Raw genomic sequence first — 26,930 nt, 5'->3', positions numbered from 1 at the left:
CGAGACCCGCTCCGTGCTCATCGCCTCACTCGCGATGCTCCGCACGAAGCACGCCGACCTGCCGTCCCGCAAGCACGGCAACCCGCCCCAGTAACCCACGAGTACGACGGGGCTCGGCGGGACCGGCCCCGGACGGGGGAACGTGCAGCCGTGTCCCGCAGCCAGGAGACAATTGATGGTCAAGCAGGAGCGTGCGGCCCGCACACGTCAGTCGTTGATCCGTGCCGCCGCCGAGGTGTTCGCCCAGGAGGGTTTCGCGCCTGCTTCACTCGCGACGATCAGCCGGCGGGCCGGGGTCAGCAACGGCGCGCTGCACTTCCACTTCGAGAACAAGAAGGCGCTCGCCCGGGCCGTGGAGGACGAGGCGGCGGAGACGGTCGCCCGTATCACCAAGGGCGTGCTGGAGGGCGGCGGGAGTGCCCTCCAGATGCTCGTGGACACGACCCACGAGCTGATGAACCGGCTGGCCGACGACATCGTCGTCCGGGCCGGTTTCGAGCTGGGCGGAGACCTGGCGCGCGGGGAGGAACCCCAGCTCAGGCGGGAGTGGCAGCGGTGGATCGAGGAGATGCTGCGGCGCGCCGATCAGGAGGGCGGCCTGGCCGACGGGGTGTCACCGGACGGTGCCGCGTGCGCCATCGTGGCCGCGACCGTGGGCTTCGAGGTGCTCGGCGGTGAGAACCGCGAGTGGCTGACCGAGGAGAAGATCGCGGGGTTCTGGGACCTGGTTCTGCCCGGACTCGCGGGCCGCTGCGGGCTGTTGCCCGTCACGTCGTCCGGGGCTGAGGGTCCGGCCAGGAGGCTGGTCGGCGGTTCGGCGGGGGGCCGGTCCGGGAGCCCGGCCGGGAGTCCGGTGGGGCGGTCCGGTGACGACGGTGGCGTCGCGGTGCCCGCCGCCGCAACCGACTGAGCATGCTGTTTCGTCGCCGCCATCCTCCTTGCTTTGGCTATTGAACGACCCTCCAAGCCGTGGGCGTGGAGGGTCTCGCCATGCGCCTCCTGGCAGAAACGCGAGGTCAGAGCGTAGGCCGAGCAGGCAGAACGTTGAAGAGAAAACAGCGCGGACGGTTTCATATTGACAAACCGTCCGCCCTGTTTTTTACTCGACCTGACCACGATTCATGCACGAACAGGGGAGACGGCGTGGATATCGACGTACTGGGCGCATTGGCCGTCCGTGAGAACGGGGTCTCGGTGACGCCGACGGCACCGAAGCCGCGGCAGGTCCTGGCTCTGCTGGCCCTGCACGCCGACCAGGTCGTGCCTGTGGCCATGCTGATCGAGGAACTGTGGGGGGACCGGCCGCCGCGCAGCGCGCGGACCACGCTCCAGACCTACGTGCTCCAGCTCAGGGACCTGATCGCCACGGCCCTGGAGAAGGACCCGGAGGGCGCCGAGCCGCGTACCGCCAAGGACGTCCTCGTCACCACGCCCGGGGGATACCTCCTCAACACCAGGGGCGGCACCAGCGACGTACGGGAGTTCGAGCGGCTGGCGGGGACGGGGTACCGGGCGATGGACGCCGGTGACTTCCCGGGCGCGGCACGGCAGTTGCGCGACGCGCTCGCGCTGTGGACCGGGTCCGCCCTCGCCGACGTACAGACCGGATCGCAGCTCGAGATGGAGACCCGGCGCCTGGAGGAGACCCGGCTGTGCGCGCTCGACCAGCGCATCGAGGCCGACCTCCGGCTCGGCCGGCACCGCGAGCTGCTGGGCGAACTGACCATGCTGGTCAGCCGCTACCGCACCCACGAGAACCTGCACGGCCAGCTCATGCTGGCGCTGCACCGCTCCGGCCGGCGCAGCGAGGCGCTCGACGTCTACCAGCGGCTGCGCACCGCGCTGGTGCGGGAACTGGGGCTCGAACCCTCCGCCGGGCTGCGGCGCCTCCAGCGGTCGATCCTGATGGCCGGTCCGGAGCCCGCCTTCGACCAGGTCGCCGCCGGGGGCGGCGAGCGCCTCAGCCGCGTCGGCTGAGGAGAGGAGCCGAGATGCAGGCCAGATCGCAGCGGACCCGCCAGAGACTGGTCCACGCGGGCGCGGAGATGTTCAACCGCAAGGGTTACGCCAACGCGACGCTGGGGCAGATCGCCGGCGCCGCGGGCATGACGAAGGGGGCGCTGTACTTCCACTTCGCCTCCAAGGACGGGCTGGCCGACGCCGTGCAGGAGCGGGGCCGCGCCCTGCTGCACGACTTCGTCCGGCGCCACTGGGAGGCGGGCGTACCGCCGGTGCAGGTGCTCATCGACATGACGCACTGGCTGGCCCGGACCCTCCACGACGACCCGGTCATCCGGGCCAGCTTCCGGATCACCAACGAGTGCACCGGGCGGCAGCCCCCGGTCACCGACTTCCACCAGGCGTGGATCACCGAGGTGCTGCGGCTCCTCGGGCAGGCCCGCGCTGCCGGTGCCCTGCTCGACCGCGCGGGGGCGGACGGACCGGAGGCGCTGCTGTCGGCGACCGTGTGCGGCATCGGGGTCCTGGCCGGCACCGGAATGGCGTACCCCGAACTGAGCCGCAGAGTGGCGGCGTTGTGGCAGCCGCTGCTGTTGGCGCTCGTACCGCCGGACGACGTGGCGCGCTACCGCACCCGCCCGCCCGCCGTCGCAGGCGGGACCTCCGGGGAACAGGCGGCCTGACCCGCCGCGCGCAGCGGTCCTTCCTCACACCTTGGAGCCCACCCATGTCCCTTGAACGTCACACTTCTCTCAGGTCCGCACCCGCCGCGCCGCCGCCCGACGTGGTGACCGAACTGGTGGTGGTGCTGGCCGGGGTCCTGCGGCTGAAGCCCGAGAAGATCGACCCCGAGCAGACGTTCCGCTCGCTGGGGCTCGACTCGCTGCTGACCGTGGAGTTCGTGGCCACGCTGAACGCCCGGTACGGTACGGCGGTCAAGGCCGCCGCCCTGCTCGACCACCCGACGCCGATGGCCTTCGCCCGGCACGTGGCGGGCCAACTGGAGGGACGGGGGTCCGGGCCCGCACCTGTGCCTGTGCCCGCACACGCACCCCTGCCCGTCGCCGAGCCTGTGCCGGTTGCCGTGCCCGTTTCCGCGCCCGTTTCCGCGCCCACGGCGGGCGGGGTGCTCGACGTGCTGCGTGAGGAACTCGCCCGCATCCTGTGCTGCGACCCCTGGGACATCGACACCACCGCCACCTTCAACCTCCTCGGCGTCGACTCGATCCTCGGCGCGCAGTTCGTGGCGGTCATCAACCAGACGTACGGCCTCGACGAGCGGGCCGTCACGCTGTACGACCACCCGAACCTCGCCGCGATGGCCGCGCACATCGCCCTCCTCACCGGCGCGCCGGCACCGGCTCCGATGCCGATGACCCTGGAAGCGCTGCTCGACGCGGTACGCGACGACCGGCTGTCCGTCGACGAGGCACTCACCCTGCTGCCCCGGCGGACGTGAACGGGCACGGAGCAATGGACGAACGAGAAATACTCACCCGGTTCAAGGCCGGAACGCTGGAGCGCGGGCTGGCCGTGCAACTGCTCGCGGAGCTGGAGGCGGCACCCGAAGAACCCGCGCCGGCAGCCGTACCCGAAGCCGTGGCCGTACCCGAACCCGAACCCGCGCCCGCGCCCGCGCCCGTACGCGGATCGGAGAGCGACGCCGACCGGTTCGCCGTCGTCGGTATCGCCGGGCGCTATCCGCTCGCCCCGGACCTGCGCGCCTACTGGCAGAACCTGCGCGAGGGACGGGACACCTCGTCGGACGCGCCGCTCGGGCGCCCCGGCGGAACACCTCTGAAGGCGGGGGAGCGCGGGCACTTCCTGGACGGAGCGGCGGAGTTCGACGCCGACTTCTTCGGGCTGACCGCCGACAGCGCGCGCCTGATGGACCCTCAGGAGCGGCTGTTCCTGGAGACCGCCTGGGAGGCGCTGGAGGACGCCGGCTGCACCGGCGCCCGGCTCGACGCCCTGACCGGTCCGGCCGGGGAGCCGCGCGGCGTCGGTGTGTTCGTCGGGGTGTCCGCCGCCGACTACGCGCTGGTGGCCGCCGAGGGCTGGGCGCGCGGCGAGCGGGAGATGCCCGCCGGCGGCCACTGGCGGCTGGCCGGCCGACTGGCTTCGCTGCTGGGCCTGAGCGGCCCGGCGCAGGCCGTCGACGCCGCCGAGGCCTCCGCCCTCGTCGCGGTGCACCTCGCCGTCGGTGCGCTGCGGCGCGGCGAGTGCGCGGCGGCCGTGGCCGGTGGTGTCGAGCTGCTGCTGCACCCCTCGCGCGGCCGGCGGGGCGCGGGGGAGGGCGTGGGCGCCGTGGTGCTCAAGCCGCTGACCCGGGCCCTCGCCGACGGCGACCACGTACACGCCGTCGTACGCTCGACCTCCGCCGGTACCGGTGACGGTGCCACGTCCGGAGCCGGTCTGCGCGAGACGCGGGAGACGACCGCCCGCCGGGTGGGCGACGCCGGGGCCGCCACCGGACTCGCGGCCCTGACCGCCGCCGTACTCCAACTGCGCCACGGGACGCTCGCGCCCGCACAGGACGGCGCCTCCGCCGCCCCCTGGCCGCGCCCCCATGACGAGCGGGGACGTGAACTGCCCCGCGTGGCCGCCGTCGAGGTGGCCGGTGCCGGGGGCGGGCCACTCGGCGCCCGGGCCGTCCTGGAGGAGTACGTACCGGCCCGCCGGCCGGAAGCCGGACACGGCGCCGGACGCGACGAGCGCGACGAACTGGTCCTGCTCTCCGCGCCCACCCCCGCCCACCTCGCCGCCACCGCCGCCCGGCTGGCCGACCGGCTCGCCGCGGACAAGGGCGGCCGGGCGGCGCTCGCCGACGTGGCGCGCGCCCTCCGCACGGGCCGCGCCGCCCGGCCGTGCCGGCTGGCCCTCGTCGCCCGCGACGTCCCCCACCTGGTCGGAGCCCTGCGGGACTTCGTACGCCGTGGCCCGGACGGCCTCGCCGACGGCCTCGCCGACGGCACGGGCGTGCGGTTCGTGGACCTGCGGGCGGGCGGCGCCGATCCGCTGGGACTGGGCGACGCGCCCGAGACCCGCGACTACCTGGCCGCCCTGTGGCGCGGTGGCCGCGTCGAGCAGCTCACCCGCCTGTGGCTGTCCGGGCTCGACGTCGACTGGGCCGCGCTGGAGCACCGGCCGGGCGCGGACGGCACCGTGCCGCCCCTGGTGCCGCTGCCGCCCTCGGCGTTCCTGCGCCGCCCCCTGTGGCTCGGCCACCGGGAGAGCGCGGAGGGGACGGAGACGGCCGGATGACCAGCACCACAGCGGTGGACCAACCCGTCAAACTGTGGTTCTGCCCCAACGACGAACTCGCCCCCGGGATCGCCGCCACCCTGGCCACCCACTGGCTGGACGAGCACGAGCAGGAGATCGCGGGCCGGTTCCTCTTCGAACGCGACCGGCGCCAGTACCTCGTCGCCCACACGCTCGTACGGCGCGTACTGGCGCTGGAGAGCGGTGTGCCCGAGGCGGAGGCAGTGATCTGGCGCTCCTCGCGGGGACGGCCGTTCCTCCAGAAACCGGCCGAAGGGCTGCCGCGCGGCGGCCGGGAACTGGACTTCAACCTCTCCCACGCCCACGGCCACAACCTGCTCGGTGTGGTGCGGCGCCACCGGATCGGGGTCGACGTCGAACGGCTCGACCGGGGCGACCAGGGGTTCGACGCGATCGTCGACACCTTCGCGCCGGAGGAGCGGCAGTGGGTGGCCCAGGCCGCGCCGGGCCGCCCGCAGGACCGCCGGATCCTGCGGCTGTGGACGCTGAAGGAGGCGTACTCCAAGGCGCGCGGGCTGGGGCTCGGCCTGCCCTTCGACAGCTTCTCCTTCACGCTGGCCGAGGACCGGGGCGTCCTGGCCTTCCGGCCTCCCGAGGGGGAGGCCGCGCTGCCGTGGCGGTTCGTGGAACTGGAGCCGGTGCCCGACGTGCTGGCGGCCGTGGCCGTGGTGGGCGACACCGACGTGCCGCCCGTGCTCCAACTGCACCACGGCTTCCCCTGGGACAGGGGATCGCCCCGGCTGCTGGCGATGCCGGATCCGGTGCCGGTGCCCGATCCGGTACCGGTGTCGGCACCGGTACCGGCGTAAGGCCGTTCGAGCGGGGCTCCGGTGGGGCACCAGCGGGGCTTCCAGGGCCCTGTGCAGACTGCCGAGCGAAAGGGACGGCGCCCGTCCGGGTGGCCCGAGGGAACAGGGGGGATGCCGGTGCAGCCGGCGTGGCGGGGCGCGCAACTGGCCCAGCTCGATGAGCTCTTCGCGGCCGCCCGGCGCGGTGAGGGACGCGCGGCACTCGTCACGGGCCCTCCCGGCACCGGCAGGAGCGCCCTGTTGCGGGCCTTCGCCGAGCGGGCCGTGGGCCTCGGTGCGCTGGTGCTGGGAGCGTCCGCGTCCCCGGCCGAGACGGACGTACCGCTCGGCGTCGTGGGGCAACTGCTCAGCGGCGCCGGCCCCGATGCCTCACCGCCCGCCTCCACGGCGCCCCACGTGCTCCACGAGTTCCTGCGTGAACGTGCCGCGAGCGGCCCCGTGGTGGTCCTCGTCGACGACGCCCACCACATGGACGAGCCGTCCGCTCGGTGCCTGCTGTACGTGTGCGGGCGGCTGGCCGGCGCCAGGGTCCTGCTGGTGCTGAGCGGCCGGCCGGCGGCCCCTTCCCCCGGGGGCCCGATGCCGCTGCCGCTGGCCGAGTTGCTCCGGCACCCGCGCTGTGCGCCCGTACCGCTCACCGTCCTCGACGAGGACGAGGTCGCGGGCTTCCTGGCCGCGCCCGAGGGCGGCGCGATGGACGGGGCGACGGCGCGGCGGCTCGCCCCCGGCTGGCACCGGTTCACCGGCGGGAACCCGCGACTCCTGCACGGGCTGCTCGGCGACCACCGGGCGTGCGAACCGGTGCGGCCCTCCCGGCCGCTGGCGGGCACGGCGTTCCGGCGGGCGGTCACCGCCTGCCTGCGCGGCGCCGCCGCCCCGGTCGCGTCGGCCGCCCGCGCCCTGGCCGTGCTCGCCGACGCGGCGACGCTCACCCTGGTCGCCCGGCTGCTGGAGACCCCCGAACGGACCGTCGCCGCCTGCCTGGAGGAACTGGACGCGACCGGGCTGCTCGACGGCGGGCGGCTGCGCAACGAAGGGGTGCGGGCGGCCGTGCTGGAGGAGCTGTCCGCCGAGGAGGCCACCGGGCTGCACACCGCCGCCGCCCTGGTGCTGTACGAGAACGGCGCGGAACCGGCGGCGGTCGCCCGCCACCTGGTCGCCGCCGGCGCCGGCGGCCGGCCGCCCGGTGCGGCGTGGGCCGTCCCGCTGCTCGCCGAGGCGGCCCGGCAGGCGCTGGCCACCGGCGGGGCGCGGCAGGCCGCCGAGTTCCTGCGCACCGCCCACCGGTCCGGCAGCGGGGAGGGCGGCGAGGGCGGTGACCAGGGGCCCGGGCTGCTCACGATGCTGGCCCGCGCCGAGTGGGAGACCGACCCCGCCGCCGTCGTCCGGCACCTGCCGGCCCTCGAACGGGAGCCGGCCGCCCGGTGGCCGGACCCCGAGGAAGAGGCGGATGCGGCGGACGCGGTGGAACGGGAGGGCGCGGAAGGGCTGCTGCTGTGGCACGGGCGCCCGGCCGGGGCGGACACGGCGGCGGCCGGTTACGTCTATCCGTACCTGCGGGCCGGGGAGGAGCCGCACGGGCACGGCCCCGAGGACATGGACGAGCACGCCGAGTCGGTGCTGGAGTCCATCGTCTTCGGCCACGCGCCGCCGGTGCCCGTCGCCGCCGTCCTGTCGGCCCTGCTGCACGCGGGCGAGACCGGGCGGGCCGCCCGCTGGTGCGCGCTGACGGCCGGTGCGGAGGGGGCACGGGCGGCGACTCCGGCGCGGCGGGCGGTGGCCGTCGCGGTGGCCGCCGTGGTGCACGCCCGCACCGGTGCGTACGACAGCGCCGCCCGGTACGCGGGGCGGGCGCTGACCCTGCTGTCGCCGGGCGCCTGGGGCGTGGCCATCGGCATGCCGCTGTCGGCCGCCGTGCTGGCGGAGACCCGCAGGGGCGCGTACGAGGAGGCGGCCGCGCGGCTGCGCGTCCCGGTGCCCGCCGCGATGTTCCGCACCCGGGCGGGGCTGCACTACCTGCTGGCCAGGGGGCGCTACCACCTGGCCGTCGACCGGCCGAGGGCCGCCCTCCGCGACGTCCACGCCTGCCGGGACCTGCTGGCGCGGTGGCGGCTGGAGCCGCGCGGCGCCCTGGACTGGCGTACGCCCGCCACCGCCGCGCTGCGGGCGCTGCGCGGCGGCGAGGAGGCGGGCGCGGACCCGATCGCCGAACTGACCGCGGCCGAGCGGCGGGTCGCGGCGCTCGCCGCCGAGGGGTGCACCAACCGGGCCATCGCGGCCCGGCTCTACGTCACCACCAGCACGGTCGAGCAGCACCTGACACGGATCTACCGCAAGCTGCGCGTCAAGTCCCGTACGGACCTGGCGGCCCTGGTGGCGGCGCACCCGCGCTGACGGGCGCACCTGCGCAGAGATGGGCGGGTCAGCGGCGGGCGGCCGCCGTGCGCAGCCCGCGGCCGTTCTTGCGGCCCAGCAGACCGGCGGCCACCAGCTCCTCCAGGGCCGGTGACGGTTGGTACTCGGGCGTGCGGAAGCGCTCGTACAGCCGGTGCTGGATGGCGAGTGACACGTCGAGGCCGATGGTGTCCAGGAGCGCGAACGGGCCCATGGGGAAGCCGAATCCGTGCCGGATCGCGTCGTCCGTCTCCTCGATGTCCACATCGTGCCGTTCCAGCAGGGCGAGGGCCGCGCCGAGGTAGGGGAACAGCAGGCTGTTGACGATGAAGCCGGTGCGGTCGGGGCACTCCACCGCCGTCTTGCCGAGCGCGCGGCAGAAGGCCCGGGCCGTGGCCAGGACCTCGTGGTCCACGGTGTCCGTGCGTACCAGCTCCACCAGTTGCATCACCGGCGCCGGGTTGAAGAAGTGGATGCCCACGACGTCGGCCGGGCGGCCGGACGCCTCGGCGCACGCGGCGACGGAGAGGCTGGAGGTGGTGGTGGCCAGGACGGTCCCGGGCGCGCACACCTCGCCGAGCGCCGCGAACCGCGCGCGCTTGACGTCGAGGTCCTCGGCGACCGCCTCGATCACCAGGTCGCAGCCGGCCAGCGCCGCCATGTCGTGGGCGCCGGTGAGGACGTCGAGGGCCGCCGCCTTGGCCTCGGCGGTGACCTTGCCCCGGCGTACCGCGCGGGTGAGGGAGCCGCCGATGGCCTCCAGCGCCTCCTCGGCCTTGCCGGCGCTGCGGGCCACGAGGACCGTGGGGTACCCGGCCGTGGCGGTGACCTCGGCGATGCCGCGCGCCATCGCGCCGGAGCCGAGCACGCCCACGCGGCGCACGGCGCGGGCCGCCGGCTCGCCCCGGCCGGCCGCCTGCCCGTCGGCGCGTAGGGCCCCGGTCTCGTCGTACGTGTGGAAACCCTCGCCCGTCTTGCGGCCCAGGCGCCCGGCGGCGACCATCCGGCTCAGCAGCGGGGCGGGTTCGAAGGCGGTGTCGCCGGTGCGCAGCCACAGGTCGGTCAGTTGGGCGTGGGCCGTGTCGAGGCCCATGCGGTCGAGCGTCTCCAGCGGGCCGGCGGGCAGTGCGCAGCCGAGCTGCATGGCGGTGTCGATGTCGCGCCCTGTGGCGTACCCCTCGTCGAGGAGGACGACGGCGCGGTTGAGGAAGGCGAGGACGAGGGCGGTCGCGTCGGCCGCCGGGCGGGCACCGACCGCGACCGGGGTGAGCCCGGCGGTTTCCACCAGGGCGTCCACTGCGGCGGCCGCCCCCGGGGAGGTCAGGGCCGTACGCACCGGCTCGGCGGGGCCGCCGGGGGCGGGCGGGGCGAACAGGCGCAGCCCCGCGACGTCCGCCGGGCGGCCGGTGGCGACGGCCAGGCGGGCGACGGACAGCGTGGACGCGGTGGTCACGACCGGCGTGCCGGGCGGGAGGACCGAGGTGATCGTGCGCAGGACGTCCGTCTTGACGGCCGGGTCGTCCGGTACGGCCTCGATGACCAGGTCCGCGGTGCGCAGCGCCGTGTGGTCGGCGGTGAAGGTGAGGTCGGGGAGATCGCTCGCTGCGGCGGTGGTGGCCTTCAGCCGGCTCGCCACGCGGGCCAGGGCGTCGAGGTCGGTGTCGACGGCGACGACGGTGTGACCCGCGCCGTGCAGCAGGTGCACGAGGGCCTCGCCGACCGAGCCCAGGCCGACGACGGCCGTCACCGTTCCCGGCGGAAGTGTGGTGTTCTCTCGCTCTGTCATGAGGTCTGCGCCGACCCTTCCCGGAAGCGGTTGATGGCGTCGATGTGCTTGGCGCGCATGGCCTCGTCGCGTACGCCGAGACCCTCTTCGGGGGCGAGGCACAGCACGCCGACCTTGCCCTGGTGGAGGTTGCGGTGGACCTCGTACGCGGCCTGGCCGGTGTCCTCCAGCGCGTACGTCTTCGACAGCGTCGGGTGGATCTTCCCCTTGGCGACCAGGCGGTTGGCCTCCCACGCCTCGCGGTAGTTCGCGAAGTGCGAGCCGACGATCCGCTTCAGTGACATCCACAGGTAGCGGTTGTCGTACTCGTGCTTGAAGCCCGAGGTGGAGGCGCAGGTGACGACGGTGCCGCCCTTGCGCGTGACGTAGACGGAGGCGCCGAAGGTCTCGCGGCCCGGGTGCTCGAAGACGATGTCGACGTCCTCGCCGCCGGTCAGCTCACGGATGCGCTTGCCGAACCGCTTCCACTCCTTGGGGTCCTGGGTCTGCTCGTCCTTCCAGAACCGGTACCCCTCGGCGTTGCGGTCGATGATCGCCTCGGCGCCCATCGAGCGGCAGATGTCCGCCTTCTGCGGGGAGGAGACGACACAGATCGGGTTGGCGCCACCGGCCAGCGCCAGTTGGGTGGCGTACGAGCCGAGGCCGCCGCTCGCGCCCCAGACGAGGACGTTGTCGCCCTGCTTCATCCCGGCGCCGTTGCGCGAGACGAGCTGGCGGTACGCGGTGGAGTTGACCAAGCCCGGCGCCGCCGCCTCCTCCCAGCTCAGGTGCTCCGGCTTGGGCATGAGCTGGTTGGACTTCACCAGCGCGAGCTGCGCCAGGCCGCCGAAGTTGGTCTCGAAGCCCCAGATCCGCTGCTCGGGGTCGAGCATCGTGTCGTCGTGGCCCTCCGCCGACTCCAGCTCCACCGACAGGCAGTGCGCGACCACCCGGTCGCCCGGCTTCCACCGGTTCACGCCCGGGCCGGTGCGCAGCACGACGCCCGCCAGGTCGGAGCCGAGGACGTGGTACGGCAGGTCGTGGCGCGCCGCGGCCGGGGAGAGCCGCGCGTACCGCTCCAGGAAGCCGAACGTCGGCAGCGGCTCGAAGATGGAGGACCACACGGTGTTGTAGTTCACCGAGCTGGCCATGACCGCGATCAGGGCCTCGCCCGCGGATGGCAGCGGCACCGGAACGTCCTGGAGGTGCAGCGACTTGCGGGGGTCCTTGTCGGCGGAGGCCATTCCCTCGAACATGCCGGTGTCCTCCTTGCGGACAACGGCACCGCGGTAGCTCTCCGGGAGGCGCACACTCGCGAAGTCCTGCGGCGTCGCGTCCTCGGAGAGAAGGGCACTGATGATCTCGTCCACGTGAATTCCCTGATTCTCTGATGCTCTTGACAGCCGAGGAGAGCGAAGCGGGCCACTGCGCACCAGCGTCGGACAGCGCGGGCGGCCGCGGCACCCCTGTCCGCCCCCTCAATCCGTGCGGCCGCCGGGGCAGGGGGGCGTCGTGGGGTTGTCGCGGGGGTTGTCGTGGGTCGCCTTGGGGTCGTCCTGGGGTGGTCCTGGGGTGTCGTATGGGGCCGGCCAGGGTGGTTCAGGGGTCGGTCGGGGCCAGTCAGGGGTCGGTCAGGGGAGGCGCGGCGGTGTCGCCCGCGCCCATCCTGGGCCTGGAACTCCACTCGCGATCGGCTAGGAGAACTCATGACGGGAATCCCGGACGGCAGCCCCCGTCCCCGGTCCAGGAACCAGCGCCCCGTGGCGGCGTCGCGGTGACCGTCTACTCGTGGTCCACCGGAGGGACCGGCATCCTGGGCACCGGGTCGTACCTGCCCGAACAGGTCGTGTCCAACGACACGGTCGCCGCCCGGGCCGGGGTGACCGCCGAGTGGATCGAGCGCAAGACCGGCATCCGCGAGCGGCGTTACGCCGCCGACCACGAGGCCGCGTCCGACCTCGCGACCGAGGCCGCCGTGCGCGCCCTGGCCGACGCCGGGGCGGAGCCGGACGACCTCGCCTGGATCGTCGTGGCGACCTCCACCCCCGACCATCCGCAGCCCGCCACGGCCGCGTTCGTCCAGCACCGGATCGGTGCCCGCCGCGCGGCGGCCTTCGACGTGAACGCCGTGTGCGCGGGGTTCGTCGCCGCCCTGCACACCGGCGCCCAGTTGCTGGCCGCCCCCGGGCCGGCCGGGGAACGGCGCCTGGGGCTGGTCATCGGCACCGAGGTGTACTCGCGCATCATCGACCCGTCGGACCGCCGGACCGCCCCGCTGTTCGGCGACGGGGCGGGCGCCGTGGTGCTCGGCCCGGTGCGGGAGGGGCGCGGTTTCGTGGGCACCGGGATGCGGACCGACGGTCATCTGCACGGGCTGATCGGGGTCACGGCCGGCGGCAGCAGACAGCCCGCGTCGGAGAAGTCCGTCCTCCGCGGCGACCACTTCTTCCGGATGCGGGGCCGTGACGTCCGCGACTTCGTGGAGCGCGAACTGCCCGGCGCGGTCGCGGGCACACTGTCCGCGTTCGGCATGACGGCCGGGGACGTCGACCACTTCATACCGCACCAGGCCAACGGCGAGATGCTGCGGAGCGTGGCCGCACGCCTCGGATTGGACGCGGCGCGTACACACCTCCCGGTGGACCGGCACGGGAACACCGGCGCCGCGTCCATCCCGCTGGCACTGGACCACGCCCGCCAGGGCGGTGAACCGCGCGACGGCGACCTCGTCCTGCTGGCCGGGTTCGGCGGCGGCATGACGCTGGGGACGACGCTGCTGCGCTGGGGCCGCTGAGCCGGTACATCGGCACGTCGGTACGTCGGTACGTCGGTACGTCGGTACGTCGTTACGTCGTGCCCGGCAGCCTCGCGACCATGGCGTCGAAGCGCCGCACCAGCGCCTCCTGTTCCAGGCCCAGTTCGTCGATGCGCCGCCGGAGGCGGGCGATCTCGCCGCCCAGGTCGAGCGCCTCCGCGAGCGCGACGGTCCGCGCCGGCGCGTGGGAGTGCGGTGGGGGCGGGGCGGACAGGCCGGGGGCGTGGTTGAGGATGGCCTCCATCCGGCCGCGCAGCGCCGGGCCCGGTTCGATGCCGAGCGCGTCCATCAGCCGCCGGCGCGCCCGCTCGTACACGCCGAGGGCCTCGGCCTGCCGGCCGCCCCGGTAGAGGGCCAGCATCAGCAGGTCGTAGAACCGCTCCCGCAAGGGGTGATCGGCCGTCAGCTTCTCCAGCTCGCCGGTGATCTCGCCGTGCTGGGCGCAGCGCAGGCTCGCCTCGTACAGCGTCTCCAGCGTGGTGAGCCGGTTCTCCTCCAGGCGGTCGGCCTCCGTGGTGCAGATCGGGCCCTTCCCGCTGTCCTGGAGCGCGGGGCCGCGCCACAGCGACAGGGCGCGGCGCAGCAGTTCGGCGGCGTAGCCGGGGTCGGAGGCGAGCGCCGCGCGGCCCTTGGCGGACAGCCGGTGGAAGCGCTGGACGTCGGTGGTGGCCGGGCCCAGGGTCAGCAGGTAGCCGGCCGGCAGGGTGCTGATCCACTCGTGGCCGCCGTCGGGGGCGGGCAGCAGCCGCCGCAGCCGGGCCACGTGGGCCTGGAGGGCGTTCGCGGCGTTGGACGGCGGACGGTCGCCCCACAGCTCCTCGGTCAGCCGGTCGACGGACAGCAACTGGCCGGCGTGGATGACGAACGCGGACAGCAGGGCCCGCTGCTTGGAACCCGGCGGGACGATGTCCTCCCCGGTCCGCCCGTCGCGTATCTCCACCGGCCCCAGTAGCCGGAACTCGGTTCCCTCGGTCCCGGTCCCGCTGTCGGTGCCGGCGGTCGCGCGGCCGAGGTCCAGCACCGTCATCGCGGCACCACGCGCGCCTGCCGCGCCTCCCGTGCGTCCCGCGCGTCGGCGAGCGCGAGGGCACGCCGGACGTCCTCGGTGATCCGCCCGGTCAGTTCGGCGGGGTCGGGCAGGAAGTAGAAGTGCCCGCCCTCGAACAGGTGCAGGCCGAGGAAGTGCTCCGCCCGCTCGGCCCACCCCTCCAGCCGCTCCGGCGGCGCCACCGCGTCCCGGGTGCCGCCGAACACCGACAGCGGCACGGGCAGGGGCGCCGGGTCGGGCGCGGGACGCCAGGTCTCCACGAGCCGCAGGTCACCGCGGATCGCGGGAGCGAAGATCTCCCACAGCTCGGGTTCCTCCAGCACGGCGGCGGGCGTCCCGCCCATCGCCGCCAGCTCACGCCGCAGCAGGTCGTCGGGGAGCAGGTGCCGCCGGGTGCCCTCACCGCCGGGCCGGGGCGTGCCGCGCGCCGAAAGGCCCAGCCAGACGGGCGGCGTGCGTCCCTCGGCGAGGAGCCGCCGGGTCAGCTCGTAGGCGACCAGGCCGCCCATGCTGTGCCCGAACAGCGCGTAACGCCCGCCGAGTTCCCCGCCCAGCTCACCGAGGAAGTGCTCGACCAGCCCCTCGGCGTCCCCGATGGGCGGCCGGTTCCCCTTCAGCCCCCGCCCCGGGGCGTCCACCGTCCGCACGTCCCACCCGGCCGGGAAGCGGCCCCGCCAGTCGCGGTACGGCAGATGGGAACCACCGGCGTGGTGGAACACGAACAGGCGCAGTTCCATGCTGCCTCCGTCGACGGTCTCCATTCCAAACCCGGACGATAGCCGCTGCGCGGGAGCGACGGTCGGCCGTACGAGCCCGGTTCGAGCATCCGTACGGACCTTCTCTAGGTGCACGCCACCGTTCGGGCGGTGCCTCTCTTGTTCCGTGACCCACGTCACATGCGGTTCCTGTCAGGAATCGGCGCGCTGTTCCGCTCAGTCACCAGGAGCAAGCGAACCGACAGGAGCGACACATGAAGCACCGCATCGTCGTCCTCGGCGCCGGCTACGCCGGGGCCTACGCGGCCGGGAACCTGGCCCGCCGGCTGTCCCCGGCGGACACCGAGATCACCGTGGTCAACGCAGAGCCGGACTTCGTCGAGCGGCTGAGGCTGCACCAGGTGGCGGCCGGCCAGGAGATCGAGGTTCGGAAGCTCGCCGACGTCTTCGCGGGCACGGGGATACGGCTGCGCCTGGCCCGTGTCACCGCCGTCGACCCCGAGCGCCAGGCCGTCGCCCTGGCCGACGCCCTCGGCGACGGCAGCGGCGGCGAGCTCGGCTACGACACGCTTCTCTACGCGCTCGGCAGCCACGTCGCCGACAGCGGCGTCCCCGGCGTGGCCGAGCACGCCTTCGACGTCACCGGCCGGCCCTCGGCGCTGCGCCTGCGCGAGCGCCTGGACAGCCTGGAGGAGCGGGGCGGAGGCGGGAGTGTGCTGGTCGTCGGCGACGGGCTGACCGGCATCGAGACCGCCACCGAGATCGCCGAATCCCGGCCCGGCCTGTCGGTGACGCTGGTCGCCCGCGGCGAGCTGGGCGCCCGGCTCTCCGCCGGAGCCCGCGGCCACCTGCGCCGGGCGTGCGACCGGCTGGGCATCACCGTCCTGGAGCACACCGGCGTCGAAGCCGTCGAAGCGGCACGGGCGTTGTGTGCCGACGGCACCGCCCTGGCGTCCGACGCGACCGTGTGGACGGCCGGGTTCGCGGTCCACCCCATCGCCGCCGCGAGCGGGCTGGAGGTCACCGAGACCGGCCGGATCGTCGTCGATCGCACCATGCGGTCGGTCTCGCACCCGAACGTCTACGCCGCCGGCGACAGCGCCTACGCCCTCGGCGACAACGGCCGGCCGCTGCCGATGTCCTGCGCCTCGGCCGGCTCCACCGGCCGGCAGGCCGTGGAGGCGATCGTGGGACGGCTGACCGGCCGCAAGGTCGCCGGCATCAAGCAGGTCTACCTGGGCAACCACATCAGCCTTGGGCGGCGGGACGGGATCCTGCAGATGGTCGACCACGAAGCGCGGGCAAAGCCGAAGTACGTGGGCGGCCGGAAGGCCGCGCGGATCAAGGCGGGCGTCCTCAAGATGTCGCTGTGGGGCGTCTCGAACCCGACCTTCGGCCTGCCCAAGCGCAAGCGCCGCCTGGCCGCGGCGCCGGACGCGGTCGCCGTCGAGGCGGTCGCGTAGCCGCCAACTAGGGTGGTCCGCGTGGACAGCACCGCTACTGATCGCTTCGACACCAGTCGGTTCGAGGCCAGCCGGACCCGGCTGGCCTCGCTGGCGTACCGCCTGCTCGGCTCCGCCGCCGACGCCGAGGACGCCGTGCAGGACGCGTTCCTGCACTGGCAGGCCGCCGACCGGCGGCGGATCAAGGTGCCGGAAGCGTGGCTGACCAAGGTCGTCACCAACCTGTGCCTCGACCGGCTCCGTTCGGCACAGGCCCGCCGTGAACGCACCGTCGGCGCCTGGCTGCCCGAACCGCTCCTCGACGGCGACCCGATGCTCGGCCCGGCCGACACGTTCGAGCAGCGCGAATCGGTCTCCCTGGCCGTGCTGACGCTCATGGAGCGCCTGTCGCCCCTCGAGCGTGCTGTCTACATCCTGCGCGAAGCGTTCTCCCACAGCCACGCCGAGATCGCCGGCATCCTCGACATCACCGAGTCCGCGAGCCAGCAGCACCTCCACCGGGCCCGGCGCCGCATCACCGCCGCGCGTCGCCAGGACGGCGGCGAAACCGACCCCGCGTCCGCCCGCAGGATCGTCGAGGAATTCCTCGCCGCTGCCACCTCGGGCCGCACCGAACGGCTGGTGGCGCTGCTCACCGACGACGCGACCGCGATCTCCGACGGCGCCGGCCTGACCGAGAAGCTGCTGCGGTTCGACACTCCGCAGCGCGTCGCCGCCGTCGCCCGGGCCGGCTTCAAGCCCACAGCCGCGAAGCGGCGATTGGCCGGCGGCATCCCCGCCATCCACTACGCACTCGTCAACGGCGCCCCCGCCATCCTCGCCGTGACCGGCGACCAGATCGTCGGCGCCGTGACGTTCGACCTCACCGACGGCAGGATCGCCACCGTGCGCGGCATCGCCACCCCCGCCCGCCTCACCCGCCTCACCGAAGCCTGGCGGCGGCACGAACCGGACACGCCGCTCATCGCCCAGTGGTGACCCGGACGCCGACCGCTCACTGGCCAGGCCAGTTGTGGAACGACAGGCCGCCGGGGCGGTGGAGACTGCCGCGCAGGCCGGCGGCGGGGTACGCGATCAGCTCCTCCGGCAGGGCGTGCTCGGCGAACCAGGCGAGCTCCAGGCACTTGTCCGGTTCCCGATTGACGGGCTCGCCGCTGTACTGAGTGGCCTCGTAGAAGAACCCGATGCGGTCCGGCGTGCCGTCGCCCTGGTGGTGGATGACGGTGTGCAGCAACGTGAGAGTGCCCGGGTCGACGCGGAGACCGGTCTCCTCCTCCAGCTCCCGCGCGGCGGCATCGGTGGGTGTCTCGCCCGGGTCGAGCTTGCCGGACGGGGCGTGCCACTGGCCGTAGCCGTAGGGTCCGCCGCGCTGCGACAGGAGCAGTTTCTCGCCCTGCCGGACCAGGACGTGCACGTCCACGATGGGCGGAACGGGCTGGGTGGTGTCGGTCATGATCTCTCCGACTGCGGTGTGGTGACGGTGCGGTCGAAGGTAGTGCCGGGTGTCGGTGCGGCGCCGGCGATTGCCTCAGCGACCTCTTCAGGGGTGAGGTCCGTCGCGTCGATCACCAGGCGATAGCCCCGCCGCCGCAGGACTCAGACCGTGAGGACGAGCTTGCCGCGTGTGTGGCCCATTTCCCAGTGGCGGATGGCGTCGGCGGCCTCGCTGAGGGGGTACGTCCGGTCGATGACGGGTGTGATCCGGCCGGTTTCGATGAGCTCGGCCAGGGACTGGAGGACGTCCGCCTGGGGTTCCTTCACGAAGGGTGCGCGCAGGTTCTGGCGGATGAACGGGGAGAGGGCCAGGGCTCCGAGGGCGCGGTGGAGGCCGCCGAGCCAGCGTCCGCCGGCTTCGCCGCCGACGATGACGAGGGTGCCGCGGGGAGTGAGGACGCGCCGGAGGTGGGAGAGGGGGCGGTTGCCCGCGGTGTCGAGGATGAGGTCGTAGCGGGGGCCGTCGGCGGTGAAGTCGTCGCGGGTGTAGTCGATGACGCGGTCCGCGCCGAGGGAGCGGACCAGTTCGGTCTTGTCGGTGCCGCATACGCCGGTGACCTCGGCGTCGAACACCGCTTTGGCGAGCTGGACGGCGTACGTCCCCACGCCGCCGCCCGCGCCGATGACCAGGACGTTGTGTCCGCGCTGTATCCGCCCCTGTTCGCGGAGGGAGTGCAGGGCGGTGAAGGCGGAGATGGGGACGGCCGCGGCCTGCTCGAAGCTGGCCCCGGGCGGCTTCGCCGCCAGCCTGTCCTCCCGGGTGCACGCGTACTCCGCGAAGGAGCCCTCGCAGGTGCCGAAGACCTCGTCGCCGGGTTGGAAGCGGGTGACGTTCCGGCCGGCCGACTCGACAGTGCCCGCGACGTCCCAGCCCCGTACCCGGAGCTTGGGTGCGCGCAGGCCGAAGCCCATGAGGCGTATGGGGTACGGCAGGCCCGTCATCAGGTGCCAGACGCTGGGGTCGACCCCGGCCGCCCGTACCCGGATGAGGACGTCGTCGTCGCCGGGCACCGGCTTGTCGACGTCGCGCAGTCGCAGGACATCGGGCGGGCCGTACACGTCCTGGACGATCGCCTTCATGCGGTGTCTCCTTCTTCTTCGTCCACGTACTGGAACACTTCGTCGAGCGGGACCTTGAACACCCGGGCGATCTGGAAGGCCATCTCCAGAGAGGGCGAGTAGCGGCCCTTCTCGATGGCGATGACGGTCTGGCGGGTCACGCCGATCCGGTCGGCCAGTTCCGCCTGTGTCATCTCGCCGTGCGCGAAGCGAAGGGCCCGGATGGAGTTGGTGACTCTGGTCGGTTCCTTCACCAAGGCTGGAATCCCCAGCGGTAGGCGGCGAGCTTCGCCGCGCAGCCGACGATCGCCGAGAGGGTGAACCCGGCATAGATCGCGTTGGCGATCCAGAAATGGTTCACCTCGGCCAGAGCCAGGGCCAGGGCCGCCACCCCGCCCAGGACGACGAAGGACTGGCCGACGTACTCACCGAACCGGTGGATCTCGCGGTCGCGCTGGTCTCTTCTGCCGGCGTCCTTCGGCGCGCCGATCGAGACGGCGATGCTGAGCACGATCGACGCGGCGATCGAGATGCCCACGGCCCACAGCAGCGGCGGCGCGTAGGACACCTCCGCCACAGGGGTGCCGGCGGCCCGGGTCAGGATGACGGCGAGATAGACCGCGTATGTGCCAAGAGCCAGCACCGCGATGATCCACGCGCGCTTTTCTTCGTGTGTCACGTGATGAATGTAAAGCAGGACTGACATCGAGTAAAGGATTCTTGACACCCCTTCTCGGGTTCGGGCCCCGCGCCCCCCTTGGAGGGCTGCTCAAGCGCGGGTCGAGGTCTCGGGGTGGTCGGCGGGATCGGGGCTAGCGTGCTGGGCGCCGAAGGCCAACGGGGAGGAAACCGTGGAGATTCAGGTTCTGGGTCCACTGAACGCCGAAGTCAACGGGGGATCGATCGTTCCGACCGCGGGCAAGCCGCGCCAGATTCTGGCTCTGCTCGCCTTCTACCCCGGCCGGGTCATGCCGGTGCCCACGCTCATGGAGGAGATCTGGGGCACCAACCTGCCGCAGAGCGCCATGACGACCCTCCAGACGTACATACTCCAGTTGCGCCGGCGGCTGGGCACCGCGATGGGGCCGGACGCGCCGGGGTCCGCCAAGGAAGTGCTGGCCACCCGGCACGGCGGTTACCTGCTCCAGATCCCGCCGGAGTGCGTGGACGTGCACCGTTACGAGCAGTTGGTCTCCGCGGGGCAGGGCGCCTTCGAGGAGGGCGAGGACGAGCGGGCGGCGAGCCTGCTGCGTGACGCGCTGGCGATGTGGCAGGGGCCCGCCCTGGTGGACGTACGCGTGGGGCCGATCCTGGAGATCGAGGTGATGCGGCTGGAGGAGAGCCGCCTGGTCACCGTGGAGCGGCGGATCGACGCCGATCTGCGGCTGGGCCGGCACAGCGAACTCCTCGCCGAGCTCACGGATCTGATCGCCCGTCATCCGCAGCACGAGGGGCTGCACTCGCAGGCGATGGTGGCGCTGTACCGCTCCGGGCGGCAGGCCACCGCGCTGGACGTGTACCGCAGGCTGCGGATGCGGCTGGTCGAGGACCTCGGCGTGGAGCCCTCGCCGCAGCTCCAGCGGCTGCACCAGGCGATGCTCACCGTCGACCCGGCGCTGGACGTGGTCAGCGGACCGCGCCGCAGCTCCACCTTCGACCTGTACGCGGCGTAGGGGAGGGATGGCGATGTCCGACGCACAGCCGGTACGACTCCACTGCTTCGCGCACGCCGGGGCCGGCGTCTCGTCCTTCTACGGCTGGCCCGCCGACCTCGGGCGGGGCGTCGAGACGGTGCCGCACCTGCTGCCGGGCCGCGAGAGCCGGCGCCGCGAGCCCCGCGTCACCGGGCGCGAGGCGCTGCTGGCCGACCTGATGGGCGCCTTCGTGTCCGAGGTGCCGTCCGTCCCGTACGTGCTGTACGGGCACAGCCTGGGCGCGATGGTCGCCTACACCGTCACCCGCGCCCTGCACGAGGCGGGGCTGCCCGGGCCGGCGCTGCTGGCCCTCGGTGCCTGCCCGCCGCCCGACGCCGGTTCCGACCTGTCGGACGCCTGGGGCGCCTCCGACGAGCAACTGCTGGGCCTCCTCGACGAGGTGGGCGCCCTCCCGGAGGGCGCGGCGCCCGGCGGGTTCTGGCACCGGGCCGTGATGCCGGTGCTCCGCGACGACCTGACCCTCGCCCACGACCTGCGGGTCGCCGCCCGCCAGCCCGTCGCGGCCGGGCCGCTGACCGTGCCCCTGCTGGTCGTCTCCGGCCAGGACGACCCGCTGGCCCAGCCCGCCGTGATGGACGGCTGGCGGCGCTGGAGCACGGGCCCGGTGGTGACCCGGACGGTGCCCGGCGACCACTTCTTCCTGCGCGGCCATGAACTGCCCCGGCTCCTCGGGCGGGCCTGCCGGGTCGTCCGGCGTACCGCACCCGCCGCCGTGCGGGCGGGCGCCCGATGAACACGGACGTGTGCGTGGTCGGCGCGGGGCCCGCCGGGCTCGCCCTGACGCTGATGCTGCTGCGCTCGGGGGTGCGCGTCACGCTGCTGGAGCGCTCCACCGGGCTGCGCCGCGACTTCCACGGCGAGATCCTCCAGCCGGGCGGGCAGCGTGTCCTCGACGACCTGGGCGTGCTGGCCGGCGCCCGGGCCCGGGGCGCGTGCGACCTGGCGGGCTTCCAGGTGCTCCAGGACGACCGGCTGCTGCTCGACATCGACTACCGGCGGCTGGCCGCCCCGTACGACCGGCTGCTCGCCCTGCCCCAGCGGCACCTGCTGGCCGAACTCCTCGACGCGTGCCGGCGACTGCCCGGCTTCACCCTGCTGGAGGGCCACCGGATCGGGGCGCTGCTGCGGGACGGCGGACGGGACGGCGACGGGCCGGTCACCGGGGCCGTGGCCAACGGCCGGGACGGCACCGCCGTGACCGTGCGGGCCCTCGCCGTGGTCGGCGCCGACGGCCGGTTCTCCCGCACGCGGCGGCTCGCCGGGATCGACGCGGGGCGCTCGGAGGCGTTCGACCAGGACGTGGTCTGGTTCGCGCTGCCCGCCGCCGGCCGCGCGACCGGTCACGTACGGGTCCACCGCACCGAGGGCGGCGCGCTGCTCGTGCACGACACCCACCCCGACCGGCTGCGGATCGGCTGGACGCTGCCGCACCGCACCTGGAACCGGGCGGCGGCCCGTGGCATCGACGCCATCCGCCGCGACCTGGCCGACGCCCTCCCGCAGTTCGCCGACCTCCTCCACGACGGGCTGCGTGGCCTCGCCGACCTGACCCTGCTCGACGTGTTCGCCGCGCAGGCGGGGGAGTGGGTGCGCGACGGGCTCGTCCTCGTCGGCGACAGCGCCCACACCCACGGCCCCATCGGTGCCCAGGGCATCAACCTCGCCCTCCAGGACGCGGCCGCCGCCCACCCCGTGCTCGTCGAGGCCGTCCGCACGGGCGACGCCCGCCGGGAGCGGCTGCTGCCGTACGAGCGGCGGCGCCGCCCCGTCGCGGCCGCCGTCCACCGTATGCAGCGGATGCAGGCCAAGGCGCTGCTCGGGCGCGGCGGACCGGTCACCACCCGGGTGCGCTCCCGCGCCGCCGCGCTGGTCACCCGCACCCCGCTCGGCGCGCGGATCACCCGCACGGTCGCGTACGGCACCGACCCCGTGTCCGTACGCACCGACCTGTTCACCTCCACCGCTCCGGCGTCCACCGTCACGGCTCCCACCCGCGGCTGACCCGCGCCCGCGTTCTCCTCCAGCGCTCTTCGACGGTTCCTCAAGCGCTCCGGCACACCGTGTAAGCCGCCGAGCGGTGAACCGCGGCCGCGCACCGACCAGCCGGAGGAGAACGAGCCCGTGCCGAACTTCACGTATCCGGACTTCCCGCTGGACGGCCTGCTGCGTACGGCGGCGGTGCGTGACCCCGACGGCGTCGCCGTACGGAACGCGGACACGGCACTCACCTTCGGCGAACTCGACACCCTGGCCGACCGCGTCGCCGCCTGGCTGGAGCGGGAGACCGGCGGCCGGCCCGGCGCGCGGGTCGGCGTGGCCAACGTCCTCGACCCGGTGTTCGCCGCCGCCTACTACGGCACCGCCCGCAGTGGCTCCACCGTGGTCCTGGTCAACCCGCTGATCAGGGAGGCGGGGCTGCGGCATGTGTTCACCGCCGCCGAGGTGGAGGTGGCGTTCGTGCCCACCGCCACGGCCGAGGTGCTGACCAAGCTGCGCGGCGCGCTGCCCTCCTTGCGCACCATCGTGGTGACCGACGCGCCGGACGGCGTGGTCCCGGGCGACGCCGTCCCGCTGCACACGGCGCTCGCGTCGGCGCCGGACGCGCCGGGGACGGGCCGGACCGACCCGGGCTCGATCGCCTGCGTGCAGTTCACCACCGGCACCACCGGCCGTCCCAAGGGCGTCCTGCTCACCCACCGCAACCTGGTCGCCAACGCCAAGCAGACCGCGCTCGCACACCGGCTGGACTGCGCGTCCGTCACCCTCAACCACCTGCCGCTCTACCACGTCATGCACCTCAACTCGGCGGTGTACGCGGGTGCCTGCCAGGTGCTGTGCACCGACCCCGACCCGCTCGCCTCGCTCGCCGCGGCCGCCGGGGCCGGGGCCACCCACTACTACGGCCTGCCCGCCCGGCTGCACCGGCTCGCCGCCGACGGGCGGCTGGCCGACGCCGGCCACGCACCGGGCGGCGCCCGGCTGACGGCCGTGCTCTCCGGCGGCTCCGGGCTGCGGCCCGAGGCGGCGCGGACCCTGCGCGACCGGATCGGTGTGCCCGTCATCCAGGGCTACGGCATGGCCGAACTGTCCCCGCTCACCCACTGCCAGCAGCCCGGCGCCTACCGGCCGGGCAAGGTCGGCCAGGTGGTACCCGGGACCGAGTGCCGTCTCGTCGACGTGGACTCCCGCGAGCCGGTGGACGTCTGGTCGACCGGCGAGGTGCAGGTCAGAGGGCCGCAGTTGATGGCCGGCTACCTCGGGGACGACGAGCCGTCCCGGATCGACGAGGACGGCTGGTTCTCCACCGGGGACGTCGGCTACCTCGACGACGAGGGGGCGCTGCGGCTGGTGGACCGGCTCGCCGACATCTTCAAGTACGACAACGAGATCGTCTCCCCGAGCCAGATCGAGCACGTCCTCAGCCAGGACCCCAGGGTCGCCGACTGCATCGTCGCCGACTGGCCCGACGACGTGCACGGCGGCCTCGTCTGGGCCGGGATCGTCCTGCACGACGACCCGGACCCGGGACCGTACCCCGGCTACGGGCAGGGCACGGTGGAGGGCATCGACGTCCTCGACGTCCTCGACTCGATCACCACGCGGGCCAACGAGCGGCTCGCGCCCTTCGAGCGCATCCGCATGGCCGAGGCGATCGACGCCGTACCCCGCACCCCCACCGGCAAGCCCGAACGGCGCGGCCTGCGGCAGCAGCTCAGGGCCCGCGCCGCCGCCTGACCCACCACCCAACGCCTCGAACCCCAGGAGCAGACCATGGTGACCTTCGTCAACAAGCTGACCGTGCACGGCGACATCGACACCTTCCTCGCCGTCAAGGGACGCCTCACCTCCTACATGTCCGCCCAGCCCGGCTACGTCAGCCACCAGACGCTGCGCCACGCCAAGGCCCCCAACGTCTTCCTGGAGCTGGCCGTGTGGCAGGACGCCGAGGCCCACCAGCGCGCCGTGCGCAGCGAGGAGTTCCAGGCGATCGTCAAGGGCCTGGGCCCGCTGGCCACGCCCGAGCCGGGGCTGTACGAGACGGTCGAGGAGAGCGCGTGACGCCCGGCTCCGGCGACCGGCCCCAGGTCCTCGTCGCGGGCGCCGGACCGGTCGGCCTGACCGCCGCCCACGAACTGGCCCGCAGAGGGCTGCGGGTACGTCTCGTCGACGCCGCGTCCGGGCCCGCCCGCACCAGCCGGGCCGTGGCCACGCATCCGCGCACCCTGGAGACGTACGACCAGATGGGCGTCGTCGGCGACATCCTCGGACGCGGCCGGCGGAACCGGGCGTTCACCATGTACGCCAAGGGGCGCCGGCTCGTGCGGCTGGACGCCGACTACTCGACGATGCCGACCTCGTACCCGTACACCCTCGTCATCGGGCAGACCGAGACGGAGGCCGTGCTGCGCGACGCCGTGGCCCGGCTCGGCGTGGAGGTCGAGTGGGGCGTGCGGCTCACCGGGTTCGAGCAGGACACGGACGGCGTACGGGTGAGGCTGGCGCGGGCGGACGGCGCCGAGGAGAGCGTCGAGACGTCCTGGCTGGTGGGGTGCGACGGCGGCCACAGCACGGTGCGCAGACTGCTCGGCCTGGAGCTGACCGGCGAGACCAGCGAGACGTGGATGCTCGCCGACGCGCCGGTCGCCACCGACCTGCCGCCCGACACCATCTACTGGGCCCACACGGGGGGACAGGCGCTGATGATGGTGCCCTACGCCCGCGACGGCCACTGGCGGCTGCTGGACACCGCGCCCGCCTCGCGCGCCGACGGTCCGCGCGCCGCCCAGGAGCAGTTGTCCGAGAAGCTGTCGGCCGGGCTCGGCCGTGACGTACGGGTCGGCGAGCCCGAGTGGACCTCCACCTTCACCTTCCAGCAGCGGATGGTGGAGCGGATGCACGAAGGCCGCGTCTTCGTCGCCGGGGACGCCGCCCATGTGCACAGCCCGGCCTCCGGGCAGGGCATGAACACCGGCATCCAGGAGGCGTACAACCTCGCCTGGAAGCTCGCCATGGCCGAACAGGGCCACGCCGGGCGGGAACTCCTCGACACCTACGACGAGGAACGGGTGCCCATCGGCCGGGCGCTGCTCGGCTCCACCCGTACCGCCACCTTCCTGGTGCAGCTCAAGAACCTGCTCGCCTCGGTGGCGCTGCCCGTCGTCTTCACCGTCGTACGCAACGTGGCGCCGCTGCGCCGGGCCATCCAGCGCAAGGTCCTCGGCGGCATGTCCGGGCTGCGCATCGGCTACGGCACCTCGTCCCTGACCACCGTCGACGGCTACCGGCTCGTCGCCGGGTCCGGCTCCGCCGTCATGGCCGGCGTCGAACCGACCCTGGCGCCCGCGCCCGGCGAACGCGTCACCCAGGCCCACGTCCACGACACCGACGACCCCGGCTGCGCCGGGCTGCGTGCCGAACTGCGCGACCCGCGCTGGACGCTGCTGCTCGCGGCGGGCGGCACCGGACCGGGTGACGTGCCGGTGGGCGTGGCCATCACGGCGGCGGCCCAGTACGGCGAGTGGCTGTCGGTACGGACCGTCGGCGGCTCGGGCCCCGACGGCCCCGCCCCGCTCGCCGACCCGGACGGGCGGCTTCGCGTGGCGCTCGGCCTGGCGCCGGGCGGCTGGCTGCTGGTGCGCCCCGACGGGTACGTCGCCGCGCGCGGCACCGCCCTGACGCGGGTCGCGCTGGGCCGGGCGCTGGCCCCGCTGCGGCCGGCCGTACCGCTCGCCGACGCGGCCCGGCCGGAGCCGGGGCTCGCTATGACCGCCCGCGCCCGGCGGGTGGAGGAACACGGGGCGTGACGGCGGCCCTTGCACGGGTCGAGCGTTTGTCGATTCATCGATTCACCGAGGAAAGAAGAAGGTGGTGTGTGGTGTCGGGTGAGCGTGTGCACCGCAGGACGCAGTCGGTCGAGGTGGCCGCACCGGCGGGGGTCGTCTACGGGCTGATCTCCAACGCGGTGCAGTGGCCGCTGTTCTTCCCGCCGACCGTGCACGTGGAGCGGCTGGAGTTCGACGGGAGGTACGAGCGGCTGCGTATGTGGGCGACCGCCGGCGGCCGTATCCGGTCGTGGCTCTCGCGGCGGGTGCAGGACCCGCAGGAGCGGCGCATCGACTTCCGCCAGCTCAACCCCGAGGCGCCGGTCGAGACGATGAACGGCACCTGGCTCGTGGAGGAGCGCCCGGGCGGGACCAGCCTGCTGACCCTGCACAGTGACTTCACCGTGACCGGCGACCGGCCGGAGGACGTGGCCTGGGTGGAGCGGGCGCTCGCCGGCAACACGGGCGCGGAGCTGGACAACCTGAAGCGGCTGGCGGAGCGGTGGGGGCGGCTGGATGATCTGGTGCTGTCCTTCGAGGACTCCGTACGCGTCAACGGACCCGCCGAGCTCGTGTACGACTTCCT

The 26,930-nt window shown here is 74.0% G+C and carries 25 protein-coding genes; 17 read left to right on the top strand and 8 right to left on the bottom strand.

Features of this window, described 5'->3' with window-relative positions:
- Window positions 1–175 precede the first annotated feature (175 nt).
- From AB0J57_RS34585 to AB0J57_RS34555, 7 genes are all read left to right on the top strand, one after another.
- Window positions 176–910: a ScbR family autoregulator-binding transcription factor gene (locus AB0J57_RS34585; protein WP_366132390.1), complete on the top strand. Its 735-nt coding sequence runs from the start codon at window positions 176–178 to the stop codon at window positions 908–910.
- A 233-nt stretch (window positions 911–1,143) separates the two neighbouring features.
- Window positions 1,144–1,977, top strand: a complete 834-nt coding sequence (locus AB0J57_RS34580) for an AfsR/SARP family transcriptional regulator (protein WP_366132389.1) — start codon at window positions 1,144–1,146, stop codon at window positions 1,975–1,977.
- Window positions 1,978–1,991: 14 nt separating this feature from the next.
- Window positions 1,992–2,642, top strand: a complete 651-nt coding sequence (locus AB0J57_RS34575) for a ScbR family autoregulator-binding transcription factor (protein ID WP_366132388.1) — start codon at window positions 1,992–1,994, stop codon at window positions 2,640–2,642.
- A gap of 44 nt (window positions 2,643–2,686) precedes the next feature.
- The gene (locus AB0J57_RS34570) at window positions 2,687–3,418 is read left to right on the top strand and encodes a phosphopantetheine-binding protein (protein WP_366132387.1); all 732 of its coding nucleotides are present in this window, start codon (window positions 2,687–2,689) and stop codon (window positions 3,416–3,418) included.
- Window positions 3,419–3,432: 14 nt separating this feature from the next.
- Entirely contained in the window at window positions 3,433–5,223 is a 1,791-nt protein-coding gene (locus tag AB0J57_RS34565; RefSeq protein WP_366132386.1) for a polyketide synthase, read from the top strand.
- Window positions 5,220–6,053, top strand: coding sequence for a 4'-phosphopantetheinyl transferase superfamily protein (locus tag AB0J57_RS34560; RefSeq protein ID WP_366132385.1), 834 nt, complete (start codon window positions 5,220–5,222; stop codon window positions 6,051–6,053). Before AB0J57_RS34565 ends, AB0J57_RS34560 begins: the two co-directional genes overlap by 4 nt.
- Window positions 6,054–6,164: 111 nt before the next feature.
- Window positions 6,165–8,447, top strand: coding sequence for a LuxR family transcriptional regulator (locus AB0J57_RS34555; RefSeq protein ID WP_366132384.1), 2,283 nt, complete (start codon window positions 6,165–6,167; stop codon window positions 8,445–8,447).
- A 28-nt stretch (window positions 8,448–8,475) separates the two neighbouring features.
- On the opposite strand, the gene AB0J57_RS34550 is transcribed toward AB0J57_RS34555, so the two are convergent.
- A complete protein-coding gene (locus tag AB0J57_RS34550) occupies window positions 8,476–10,233 on the bottom strand; it encodes a 3-hydroxyacyl-CoA dehydrogenase family protein (protein WP_366132383.1) in 1,758 nt (585 codons plus the stop codon).
- Window positions 10,230–11,582, bottom strand: coding sequence for a crotonyl-CoA carboxylase/reductase (gene ccrA, locus AB0J57_RS34545; protein ID WP_366132382.1), 1,353 nt, complete (start codon window positions 11,580–11,582; stop codon window positions 10,230–10,232). Before ccrA ends, AB0J57_RS34550 begins: the two co-directional genes overlap by 4 nt.
- A gap of 404 nt (window positions 11,583–11,986) precedes the next feature.
- Here ccrA and AB0J57_RS34540 point away from each other — a divergent pair, with 404 nt between their 5' ends.
- A complete protein-coding gene (locus tag AB0J57_RS34540; RefSeq protein WP_366132381.1) occupies window positions 11,987–13,006 on the top strand; it encodes a beta-ketoacyl-ACP synthase III in 1,020 nt (339 codons plus the stop codon).
- Between the two features lie 52 nt (window positions 13,007–13,058).
- Here the strand turns inward: AB0J57_RS34540 and AB0J57_RS34535 are convergent, their stop codons facing one another.
- Window positions 13,059–14,054: an AfsR/SARP family transcriptional regulator gene (locus AB0J57_RS34535; RefSeq protein ID WP_366132380.1), complete on the bottom strand. Its 996-nt coding sequence runs from the start codon at window positions 14,052–14,054 to the stop codon at window positions 13,059–13,061.
- Window positions 14,051–14,812 (bottom strand): alpha/beta fold hydrolase, encoded by a 762-nt coding sequence (locus AB0J57_RS34530; protein ID WP_366132379.1) that lies wholly within the window; start codon window positions 14,810–14,812, stop codon window positions 14,051–14,053. The genes AB0J57_RS34535 and AB0J57_RS34530 overlap by 4 nt, the downstream gene beginning before the upstream one ends.
- A 233-nt stretch (window positions 14,813–15,045) precedes the next feature.
- Here AB0J57_RS34530 and AB0J57_RS34525 point away from each other — a divergent pair, with 233 nt between their 5' ends.
- A complete protein-coding gene (locus AB0J57_RS34525) occupies window positions 15,046–16,254 on the top strand; it encodes an FAD-dependent oxidoreductase (protein ID WP_366132378.1) in 1,209 nt (402 codons plus the stop codon).
- 21 nt (window positions 16,255–16,275) lie between these two features.
- A complete protein-coding gene (locus AB0J57_RS34520) occupies window positions 16,276–17,232 on the top strand; it encodes a sigma-70 family RNA polymerase sigma factor (protein WP_366132377.1) in 957 nt (318 codons plus the stop codon).
- A gap of 16 nt (window positions 17,233–17,248) precedes the next feature.
- On the opposite strand, the gene AB0J57_RS34515 is transcribed toward AB0J57_RS34520, so the two are convergent.
- From AB0J57_RS34515 to AB0J57_RS34500, 4 genes are all read right to left on the bottom strand, one after another.
- Window positions 17,249–17,707, bottom strand: coding sequence for an NUDIX domain-containing protein (locus tag AB0J57_RS34515; protein ID WP_366132376.1), 459 nt, complete (start codon window positions 17,705–17,707; stop codon window positions 17,249–17,251).
- A gap of 143 nt (window positions 17,708–17,850) precedes the next feature.
- Entirely contained in the window at window positions 17,851–18,828 is a 978-nt protein-coding gene (locus AB0J57_RS34510; RefSeq protein ID WP_366132375.1) for an NAD(P)-dependent alcohol dehydrogenase, read from the bottom strand.
- Window positions 18,825–19,031, bottom strand: a complete 207-nt coding sequence (locus AB0J57_RS34505) for a helix-turn-helix transcriptional regulator (RefSeq protein WP_366132391.1) — start codon at window positions 19,029–19,031, stop codon at window positions 18,825–18,827. The genes AB0J57_RS34510 and AB0J57_RS34505 overlap by 4 nt, the downstream gene beginning before the upstream one ends.
- Before the next feature lie 26 nt (window positions 19,032–19,057).
- Window positions 19,058–19,486, bottom strand: coding sequence for a hypothetical protein (locus tag AB0J57_RS34500; RefSeq protein ID WP_366132374.1), 429 nt, complete (start codon window positions 19,484–19,486; stop codon window positions 19,058–19,060).
- 172 nt (window positions 19,487–19,658) lie between these two features.
- On the opposite strand from AB0J57_RS34500, the gene AB0J57_RS34495 reads away from it, so the two are divergent.
- From AB0J57_RS34495 to AB0J57_RS34465, 7 genes are all read left to right on the top strand, one after another.
- Window positions 19,659–20,480: an AfsR/SARP family transcriptional regulator gene (locus AB0J57_RS34495; protein ID WP_366132373.1), complete on the top strand. Its 822-nt coding sequence runs from the start codon at window positions 19,659–19,661 to the stop codon at window positions 20,478–20,480.
- 13 nt (window positions 20,481–20,493) lie between these two features.
- On the top strand, window positions 20,494–21,255 hold the full coding sequence (locus AB0J57_RS34490; RefSeq protein WP_366132372.1) for a thioesterase domain-containing protein: 762 nt from the start codon (window positions 20,494–20,496) through the stop codon (window positions 21,253–21,255).
- Complete coding sequence (locus AB0J57_RS34485) at window positions 21,252–22,523, top strand: FAD-dependent monooxygenase (RefSeq protein WP_366132371.1); 1,272 nt, start codon at window positions 21,252–21,254, stop codon at window positions 22,521–22,523. The genes AB0J57_RS34490 and AB0J57_RS34485 overlap by 4 nt, the downstream gene beginning before the upstream one ends.
- A 120-nt stretch (window positions 22,524–22,643) precedes the next feature.
- Entirely contained in the window at window positions 22,644–24,257 is a 1,614-nt protein-coding gene (locus tag AB0J57_RS34480) for a class I adenylate-forming enzyme family protein (RefSeq protein WP_366132370.1), read from the top strand.
- A 36-nt stretch (window positions 24,258–24,293) separates the two neighbouring features.
- Window positions 24,294–24,581 (top strand): antibiotic biosynthesis monooxygenase family protein, encoded by a 288-nt coding sequence (locus AB0J57_RS34475; RefSeq protein ID WP_366132369.1) that lies wholly within the window; start codon window positions 24,294–24,296, stop codon window positions 24,579–24,581.
- Window positions 24,578–26,326 carry an FAD-dependent oxidoreductase gene (locus AB0J57_RS34470; RefSeq protein ID WP_366132368.1) on the top strand — a complete coding sequence of 583 codons (1,749 nt, stop codon included), beginning with the start codon at window positions 24,578–24,580 and terminating at the stop codon, window positions 26,324–26,326. Before AB0J57_RS34475 ends, AB0J57_RS34470 begins: the two co-directional genes overlap by 4 nt.
- Window positions 26,327–26,397: 71 nt before the next feature.
- The coding region (locus tag AB0J57_RS34465; RefSeq protein ID WP_366132367.1) for an aromatase/cyclase at window positions 26,398–26,930 on the top strand (533 nt) is incomplete at its 3' end.

Origin of the sequence: Streptomyces sp. NPDC049837 (assembly GCF_040674455.1) — a bacterium.
Lineage (GTDB): Bacteria > Actinomycetota > Actinomycetes > Streptomycetales > Streptomycetaceae > Streptomyces.
This window is presented reverse-complemented; position numbering and strand designations above follow the sequence as displayed.

Coding starts and splice junctions, on each gene's coding strand:
- AB0J57_RS34490 (WP_366132372.1), top strand. CDS start 20,494: ATGTCCGACGCACAGCCGGTACGACTCCACTGCTTCGCGCACGCCGGG.
- AB0J57_RS34550 (WP_366132383.1), bottom strand. CDS start 10,233: ATGACAGAGCGAGAGAACACCACACTTCCGCCGGGAACGGTGACGGCC.
- AB0J57_RS34570 (WP_366132387.1), top strand. CDS start 2,687: ATGTCCCTTGAACGTCACACTTCTCTCAGGTCCGCACCCGCCGCGCCG.
- AB0J57_RS34575 (WP_366132388.1), top strand. CDS start 1,992: ATGCAGGCCAGATCGCAGCGGACCCGCCAGAGACTGGTCCACGCGGGC.
- AB0J57_RS34475 (WP_366132369.1), top strand. CDS start 24,294: ATGGTGACCTTCGTCAACAAGCTGACCGTGCACGGCGACATCGACACC.
- AB0J57_RS34485 (WP_366132371.1), top strand. CDS start 21,252: ATGAACACGGACGTGTGCGTGGTCGGCGCGGGGCCCGCCGGGCTCGCC.
- AB0J57_RS34535 (WP_366132380.1), bottom strand. CDS start 14,054: ATGACGGTGCTGGACCTCGGCCGCGCGACCGCCGGCACCGACAGCGGG.
- AB0J57_RS34585 (WP_366132390.1), top strand. CDS start 176: ATGGTCAAGCAGGAGCGTGCGGCCCGCACACGTCAGTCGTTGATCCGT.
- AB0J57_RS34515 (WP_366132376.1), bottom strand. CDS start 17,707: ATGACCGACACCACCCAGCCCGTTCCGCCCATCGTGGACGTGCACGTC.
- AB0J57_RS34555 (WP_366132384.1), top strand. CDS start 6,165: ATGCCGGTGCAGCCGGCGTGGCGGGGCGCGCAACTGGCCCAGCTCGAT.
- AB0J57_RS34525 (WP_366132378.1), top strand. CDS start 15,046: ATGAAGCACCGCATCGTCGTCCTCGGCGCCGGCTACGCCGGGGCCTAC.
- AB0J57_RS34560 (WP_366132385.1), top strand. CDS start 5,220: ATGACCAGCACCACAGCGGTGGACCAACCCGTCAAACTGTGGTTCTGC.
- AB0J57_RS34565 (WP_366132386.1), top strand. CDS start 3,433: ATGGACGAACGAGAAATACTCACCCGGTTCAAGGCCGGAACGCTGGAG.
- AB0J57_RS34530 (WP_366132379.1), bottom strand. CDS start 14,812: ATGGAACTGCGCCTGTTCGTGTTCCACCACGCCGGTGGTTCCCATCTG.
- AB0J57_RS34510 (WP_366132375.1), bottom strand. CDS start 18,828: ATGAAGGCGATCGTCCAGGACGTGTACGGCCCGCCCGATGTCCTGCGA.